The following is a 6,940-nucleotide window of genomic DNA, read 5'->3' on the forward strand; positions in this document are numbered from 1 at the left end:
GCGATCTCGCCGCGATTGGCAATCAGTATCTTGGTAAACATGCGGTCTCCCCCTGTTGGTTTTATTGTGGTTGGGTGTTGCTGTCGGCGGTGACTTCACAACGTGCATCGAATGTCGATGAACGCGAGTGCATGCCGAGTTTTTCCAGCAAGGCGCGGTCTTCTTCTACTTCCGGATTGCCGGTGGTGAGCAGCTTGTCGCCGTAGAAAATCGAATTGGCGCCGGCCAGGAAACACAGCGACTGGATCGCCTCGCCCATTTGCCGGCGGCCGGCGGACAAGCGCACCCGCGCCTTCGGCATGGTGATGCGGGCCACCGCCACGGTGCGCACGAATTCGAACAGGTCGATCGGATCGATGCCGTGCAGCGGCGTGCCTTCGACCTGCACCAGGTTATTCACCGGCACCGATTCCGGATACGGCACCAGGTTGGCCAGCTGCGCCACTAGGCCGGCGCGCTGCAGGCGCGATTCGCCCATGCCGACGATGCCGCCGCAACAGACCTTGATGCCCGCGCCGCGCACGCTGTCCAGCGTATCGAGGCGGTTCTGGTAATCGCGGGTGGTGATGATGTCGCCGTAGATTTCCGGCGCGGTATCGAGATTGTGATTGTAGTAGTCGAGGCCGGCGCCTTTCAGGCGTTCAGCCTGGCCTTCGCCCAGCATGCCCAGCGTTGCGCAGGTTTCCAGGCCGAGCGCCTTGACTTCGCGCACCATTTCTTCGACCTTTTCCAGGTCGCGGTCTTTCGGTTCGCGCCATGCCGCGCCCATGCAGAAGCGGGTCGCGCCGTGCGCCTTGGCTTGCCGCGCGGCTTCCAGCACGGTGTCCAGCGGCAGGATCTTTTGCGCGGTGACGCCGGTGTCGTAGCGCGCCGCCTGCGGGCAGTAGCCGCAATCTTCCGGGCAGCCGCCGGTCTTGATCGACAGCAGGGTCGCCAATTCGACTTCGTTAGGATCGAAGTTTTCGCGGTGGATTTGCTGCGCCTTGAACATCAGTTCGTTGAACGGCAGGTTGAACAGGTCCAGCACGGTTTGCACCGGCCATTTGGCGTCGGCTGGCAAGACCATAGGTTTAGCGGCTGGCTGGAATGTGATTGGTTGCGATGACATGATCTGATTTCCTTTGTGTTGAGGGAATACGGTTAAATAAGGTTAGCGACGGATGGCTTAGGCCAATCCGGCAAACGTGAAAAATCCAGGTGGCTGGCCGCGGCCTCGACCAGCGCCCTGGCGGGCAGCTCGCTCATGCGCGGCACATGGCCTAGAAATGGTGCATCGATGCGGCCTTTGAGCGCCGCGATATTGGCGTCGGCGTTGAGCATGGCGGCGTCGACCGTGTTGGCGACCCAGCCGGCCAGGCGCAAGCCGCGTGCGGCAATCGCCTCTACCGTCAACAGCGCGTGGCTGATGCAGCCCAGCCGCAAACCCACCACCAGCACCACCGGCAAGCCGAGCTGCTGCGCCAGGTCGGCGGTATCGTGGATATCGTTGAGCGGCACGCGGAAACCACCGACGCCTTCGACCACCACCGCATCGGCCAGCGCTGCAATCTGCTGGTAACAGGAGAGGATATGCGCCAGTTCTATGGTCCGCTCTTCCCGCTCTGCGGCGATATGCGGTGCGGTCGCCTGGCGCAGCAGGAACGGTGTCGTCAGTTCCTGCGGCAGCGCCACGCTGGCTTCCGCTGCCAGGACATCGGCATCGTCGTTGTGCCAGGCGCCGTCGCGCAGTTCCGCGCCGGCGGCAACCGGTTTCATGCCGGCGCTGCGCACGCCGGTTTTTGTCAGTCCGTGCAGCAGAGCGCCGGCGATCAGCGTCTTGCCGATTTCAGTGTCGGTGCCGGCGATGAACCAGGCGGCCTTTGGCGTATTGGCGATCATGTTAGTCATGGCCGATCACGCTTTCGAAAACGGCGGCGGTGCGGGTCGCCAGCAAATCGATTTCCTGGTCGTCCAGGATATACGGCGGCATCAGGTACACCGTCTTGCCTATCGGCCGCAGCAGCAATTCATGCTCTACCGCGCTGGCGAAAAATCGGCGCGAAAAAGTCGCGGCCAGGGCCTTGTTGTCGATAACCGCGTCAAAAGCCCAGATCATGCCGCGCTGGCGGAAATGGCGCACTTGCGGATGCTGAGCCAACGGTTCCAGTGCTGCCGTGATGCGTTGGGCGCGTTCGCGGTTGGCATTGATCACGTCGTCTTCCTCGAAAATCGCCAGCGTCGCCAGCGCAGCGCGGCAGGCCAGCGGATTGCCGGTGTAGGAATGCGAATGGAGGAAACCGCGCGCCAAGTCGTTGTCGTAGAAGGCGCGGTAGATCTCGTCGCGCGTCATCACCAGCGACAGCGGCAGGTAACCGCCGCTGATGCCTTTCGACAGGCACAGGAAATCCGGCCAGACCGGTGGCTCTCCAGGTGCGGCAGCCTGTTCGGATGCAAAAAAAGTACCGGTGCGGCCGCAGCCGACGGCAATCTCGTCGAAAATCAGATGGACTTTATAACGGTCGCACAATGCGCGCAGCTCACGCAGGTAAACCGGATCGTGCATCGCCATGCCGGTGGCGCATTGCACCAGCGGTTCGATGATGATGGCGGCGATATGGCTGGAACGCTGCTGCAGCAGTTTTTCCAGCGTGGCGGCAGCGCGCAGGGCAACGTCGGCGGCGCTCTCGCCGTCACGTGCGCCGCGCGCATCGGGCGACGCCACCACATGCGCCTGCCGCAGCAAGGGGCCATAGGCGTCGCGAAACAGAGGCACGTCGGTAACCGCCAGCGCGCCTATGGTTTCGCCGTGATAACTGCCTTTCAGGCAAACGAATTCCTGCTTGTCGGTGTAGCCGGCGTTGCGCCAGGCGTGGAAACTCATCTTCAGGGCGATCTCGACCGCCGAAGCGCCGTCCGACGCGTAGAAACAGTGGCCCAGCACATTGCCGGTGCGCGCCGCCAGCTGTTCCGACAGCTGCACTACCGGTTCATGCGTGAAACCGGCCAGCATCGCATGTTCCAGCTGGTCGAGCTGGTCCTTCAGTGCGGCGTTGATGCGCGGGTTGGCGTGGCCGAACAGGTTGACCCACCAAGAACTGATCCCGTCCAGGTAGCGTTTGCCGTCGGTGTCGTACAGCCAGGCGCCGCGGCCGCGGCTGACCGCGATCAGCGGCACCGATTCGTGGTGCTGCATCTGGGTGCATGGATGCCAGACGCTGTCCAGGCTGCGCTGGACCAGGCCCGGCTGTGCGGCGGATGTTGCCACCTTATTTGTTACCTTATTTGTTGCATTATTCAACTGTGCTCCTTGCTATGCGTCGCGAATCCGCGTCTGCATGATTTTCGGCCAGCGCATGCAAAGCGCTGACCAATTGATCCACTTGTTCGATGCTGTGCGCCGCCGACAGCGATATGCGCAGGCGCGCCGTACCCTTCGGCACGGTCGGCGGCCGGATCGCCGGCACCCAGATGCCCTGCTCGCGCAACCCCGCCATCAGGTCCAGCGCCAGCTGGTTGTCTTCGACGATCAACGCCTGCACCGGCGTCTCGGATGGCAGCAAAGGCCATGGCAAGCCGGCCAGTCCGCTGCGCAAGCGGGCGATCAGTACGCGTAAATGCTGCTGGCGCCAGTCTTCTTCCTGCATCAGCCTGACCGCCGCCAGCAAGGCGCTCGCCAGCATGGGCGGGCTGGCGGTAGTAAACATATAGGTGCGCGCCCGCTGCAGCAGCCATTCGATCAGCAGCGCATCGCCGGCGACAAAAGCGCCGGCCACGCCCGCGGCCTTGCCCAGGGTTCCCATGTACAGGATGCGCTGCGACTGCAAACCGAAATGCGCCAGGCTGCCGCGTCCTTGCGGGCCCAGCACGCCAAAGCCGTGGGCGTCGTCGACCAGCAGCCAGGCATCATATTTTTCACACAGGGCCAGTAATTCCGGCAACGGCGCGATATCGCCGTCCATGCTGAACACCGCATCGGTGACAACCAGCTTGCGCGGGTGCTCGCTCTTGGCCAGCAACTGCTCCAGCCTCGCCACATCGGCATGCGGATAGACGCGGAACTGCGCGCCCGACAAACGCGCGCCGTCTATCAGGCAAGCGTGGTTGAGCCGGTCCGAGAAGACGATATCTCCAGGGCCGACCAGCGCCGGGATAGTGCCCATGTTGGCCATGTAGCCGGTTGAAAAATGCAGGGCGCGCGGCATGCCGGTGAATGCCGCCAGCGCCAGCTCCAGTTCCTCGACCACGCTGGTGTGGCCGCTGATCAGGGCCGAGGCACTGGCGCCGACGCCGTATTGGTCGAGCCCGGCCTGCGCCGCGACGCGCAGCGCCGGATGATTCGCCAGGCCGAGATAGTCGTTGCTGCAAAAAGCCAGGTATTGCCGGCCCTCGACGTCTAGCAGGGGCCCTTGCGGTCCGTTGACGATACGCCGCTTGCGCAGCAGCTTCTGCTCCTGCAGCGCTGCCAGCTGGTCGCGGATTTCCGTTAACAGTTCAGGCATACAGCACTTCCGCTGGTTCTGCGTATGCAGCCGCCGCCGGCCGCGCGAATTGCAGCGGCAGCTGGTTCAGGCTGCGGTACACCGCATTGCCGCCCCAGGATTGGGCGGCGCCGGCCAGCCGCAGCTGCGGCAAACGCTGCATCACGCTGCGCAGGGCGATTTCCGCTTCCAGGTAGGTCAGCGTGGCGCCGATGCAGACATGCGGGCCATAACCGAAGGACAGGTGGGCGCCCTGGTTGCGCTGGATATCGAGCCGGTCCGGATCGGTGAACTTGGCCGGATCGCGGTTGGCGGCGCCGATCAGCGGGATCACCAGGTCGCCTTTTTTCATCCGCTGGCCATGCATCTCGACATCGACCTTGAGGCGGCGTCCGGTGTATTGCACCGGGCTGTCGAAGCGCAGCAGTTCCTTCAGGGCCGACGGCAACAGCGCCGGCGCGTCCTGCAAGGCCTGCCATTGTTCAGGATGCTGCAGCAGCGCCAGCATGCCGTTGCCCAGCAGGTTGCGTGTGGTTTCATGGCCGGCGAACAGCAGCGTGCAGCACTGCGCCAGCAGTTCCTTGGTGGTGATGATGCCGCCGGTGGCTTCGGCGCGTATCAGCTGGCTCATCAGGTCGTCGCCAAGCGCCGCGCGGCGCTGCGGCAACAACTGGCGGAAATATTCGTTCATGGCGACCAGGCTGGCCTGGGCCGCGCGGGCGATCTCCAGGGTCGGCGTCGGGCTGCCGATGAACGCTGCGATATCGTCGGACCAGGCCACGAATTCGCTGCGGTCTTCGGCGGCGATGCCGAGCATGCCTGCAATCACCAGCGCCGGCAAGGGACGGGCGAAATCGCGCATAAAGTCGAATTCGGTAAACTGCCCAGGTACAGCGTCGGCGGCCTTGGCCAGCACCTGGCCCAGCAGGCGGTCGACGATCTCCTGGATCTGCGGTCCCAGCTCCTGCAATGCCGACGGCTTGAAGCCTGCATTCATCACCTGGCGCAGGCGCGTATGCTGCGGCGCGTCCACGAACAGCAGAGAACGCGAAAAAATGCGCTTGAACTCACGCAGCTCGGTCAGTGCTTCCGGGCCGCTGCTGTTGGCCCAGCCGCCGGCACGGCGCACCGAGAAACGCGGATCGCGCAGCACGCTGGCGACGTCGGCATGGCCGGTCAGCAGCCAGGCGCCGCCGCAGAACTCCGGGCTCCAGTGCAGCGCACCCGCCGCACGCAGGGCGTGATAGGCGGGATAGGGATTGTTCAAAAAATCTTCGTTAATCATTTAATATCTTTTTCCTGCGCTTACTTTGGCAAAATCGTTCAGCAAGGACGTGATTGTATGTGATCAGGCCAGCCAGGACGGTTTGCGCTTCTCCAGGAAGGCGCGCACACCCTCGCGCCCCTCGGTGGAAGCGCGGATTTTGGCGATTTCTTCCACGGTGTCGGCGATCAGTACTGCCGTCAGCGGCTGGCCCGCAATCGCGCGCACCAGGCGCTTGGCCTCGGTGACCGCGTTAGGGCTGGCCGCCAGCAAGGCCTTGAGCAGCACAGCCACGCTTTCATCCAGTTGCTCCGCTGCCGCCACCTCATGCACCAGGCCCAGTTTCTGGCCGGTTGCAGCAGAAAACCGTTCGGCGGTAATGAAATAGCGGCGCGCAGCCGACTCGCCGATCGCTTTGATGACGTAGGGCGAGATAGTCGCCGGGATCAGGCCGATTTTTACTTCCGACAGGCAGAACTGCGCCGTATCCACCGCCGCCACGATATCGCAGGCAGCCACCAGGCCCAGTCCGCCGGCATAACAGTCGCCCTGCACCTTGGCGATCACTGGCTTGGGACATTGGTAAATGGTGCGCAGCATGGTCGCCAGCAGCGCGGCGTCGGCGCGGTTCTGCTCCGGCGTGTAGTCCGCCATCGCCTTCATCCAGTTCAAATCGCCGCCGGCGCAAAACGCCGCGCCATTGGCGGCCAGCACGATCGCCCTCACTTCGGCGGTACTGCCCAGTTCGGCAAAGGCGTGGGTGATTTCGGCGATCATGGTTTCATTGAAGGCATTGCGCACGTCGGGACGGTTAAGGACGATGGTCGCTACCTGGGGCGCATGCTGTATTGCCAAAGTTTGATAAGTCACTTGTTCATCTCCGCTTGCAACATATAGAAAAGATACGGTTCGGGCCAGGTGCGGGCCATGGTTGCAGGATATTGCTGCATCATTGTTTCAGCGGCTCTGCGGGAAATCCGTTTCGTCCCAGGAACTCGGCCACCAGCGGTTCCCAGATGTTCAGGCCGGAGACAAACAGCATGTGGCCGTTCTTGGCGAACGGCGGCAGCAGCTTGAATTCGGCCTGGCCGCCGGCCTTGTTGAATGCTGCATACCAGGCCTGGCTGTATTGCGGGCCGAAATACAGGTCGTTTTCGGTATATATCCACAGCATCGGCACCTTGGCGGTCTTGCCGAATTGCGCATACATGCTTTCCAG

General features: G+C 63.1%; 6 protein-coding genes and 1 pseudogene. All 7 read right to left on the minus strand.

The window, feature by feature from the left end; all coding sequences use genetic code 11:
* Positions 1 to 61: 61 nt before the first annotated feature.
* Positions 62 to 1,108: a biotin synthase BioB gene (gene bioB / locus JWQ61_RS11370; protein ID WP_304360628.1), complete on the minus strand. Its 1,047-nt coding sequence runs from the start codon at positions 1,106 to 1,108 to the stop codon at positions 62 to 64.
* Positions 1,109 to 1,140: 32 nt separating this feature from the next.
* Positions 1,141 to 1,887, minus strand: coding sequence for a dethiobiotin synthase (gene bioD, locus JWQ61_RS11375; RefSeq protein ID WP_304360629.1), 747 nt, complete (start codon positions 1,885 to 1,887; stop codon positions 1,141 to 1,143).
* Positions 1,880 to 3,244 (minus strand): adenosylmethionine--8-amino-7-oxononanoate transaminase, encoded by a 1,365-nt coding sequence (gene bioA / locus JWQ61_RS11380; RefSeq protein WP_304360630.1) that lies wholly within the window; start codon positions 3,242 to 3,244, stop codon positions 1,880 to 1,882. The genes bioD and bioA overlap by 8 nt, the downstream gene beginning before the upstream one ends.
* A 25-nt stretch (positions 3,245 to 3,269) precedes the next feature.
* On the minus strand, positions 3,270 to 4,478 hold the full coding sequence (gene bioF / locus JWQ61_RS11385) for an 8-amino-7-oxononanoate synthase (protein ID WP_304360631.1): 1,209 nt from the start codon (positions 4,476 to 4,478) through the stop codon (positions 3,270 to 3,272).
* A complete protein-coding gene (locus tag JWQ61_RS11390; RefSeq protein WP_304360632.1) occupies positions 4,471 to 5,742 on the minus strand; it encodes a cytochrome P450 in 1,272 nt (423 codons plus the stop codon). Before JWQ61_RS11390 ends, bioF begins: the two co-directional genes overlap by 8 nt.
* A 63-nt stretch (positions 5,743 to 5,805) precedes the next feature.
* Positions 5,806 to 6,591 carry an enoyl-CoA hydratase/isomerase family protein gene (locus tag JWQ61_RS11395; protein WP_304360633.1) on the minus strand — a complete coding sequence of 262 codons (786 nt, stop codon included), beginning with the start codon at positions 6,589 to 6,591 and terminating at the stop codon, positions 5,806 to 5,808.
* Positions 6,592 to 6,670: 79 nt separating this feature from the next.
* Positions 6,671 to 6,940 (minus strand): annotated as a pseudogene (locus JWQ61_RS11400) (dienelactone hydrolase); the annotation flags it as partial.

It is taken from the genome of Collimonas fungivorans (assembly GCF_028292705.1).
Classification (GTDB): domain Bacteria; phylum Pseudomonadota; class Gammaproteobacteria; order Burkholderiales; family Burkholderiaceae_D; genus Collimonas; species Collimonas fungivorans_B.

What these genes read in the sequence shown, in the direction of transcription:
- bioB (WP_304360628.1), bottom strand. Translation starts at nt 1,108, where the DNA reads ATGTCATCGCAACCAATCACATTCCAGCCAGCCGCTAAACCTATGGTC.
- bioD (WP_304360629.1), bottom strand. Translation starts at nt 1,887, where the DNA reads ATGACTAACATGATCGCCAATACGCCAAAGGCCGCCTGGTTCATCGCC.
- bioF (WP_304360631.1), bottom strand. Translation starts at nt 4,478, where the DNA reads ATGCCTGAACTGTTAACGGAAATCCGCGACCAGCTGGCAGCGCTGCAG.
- JWQ61_RS11390 (WP_304360632.1), bottom strand. Translation starts at nt 5,742, where the DNA reads ATGATTAACGAAGATTTTTTGAACAATCCCTATCCCGCCTATCACGCC.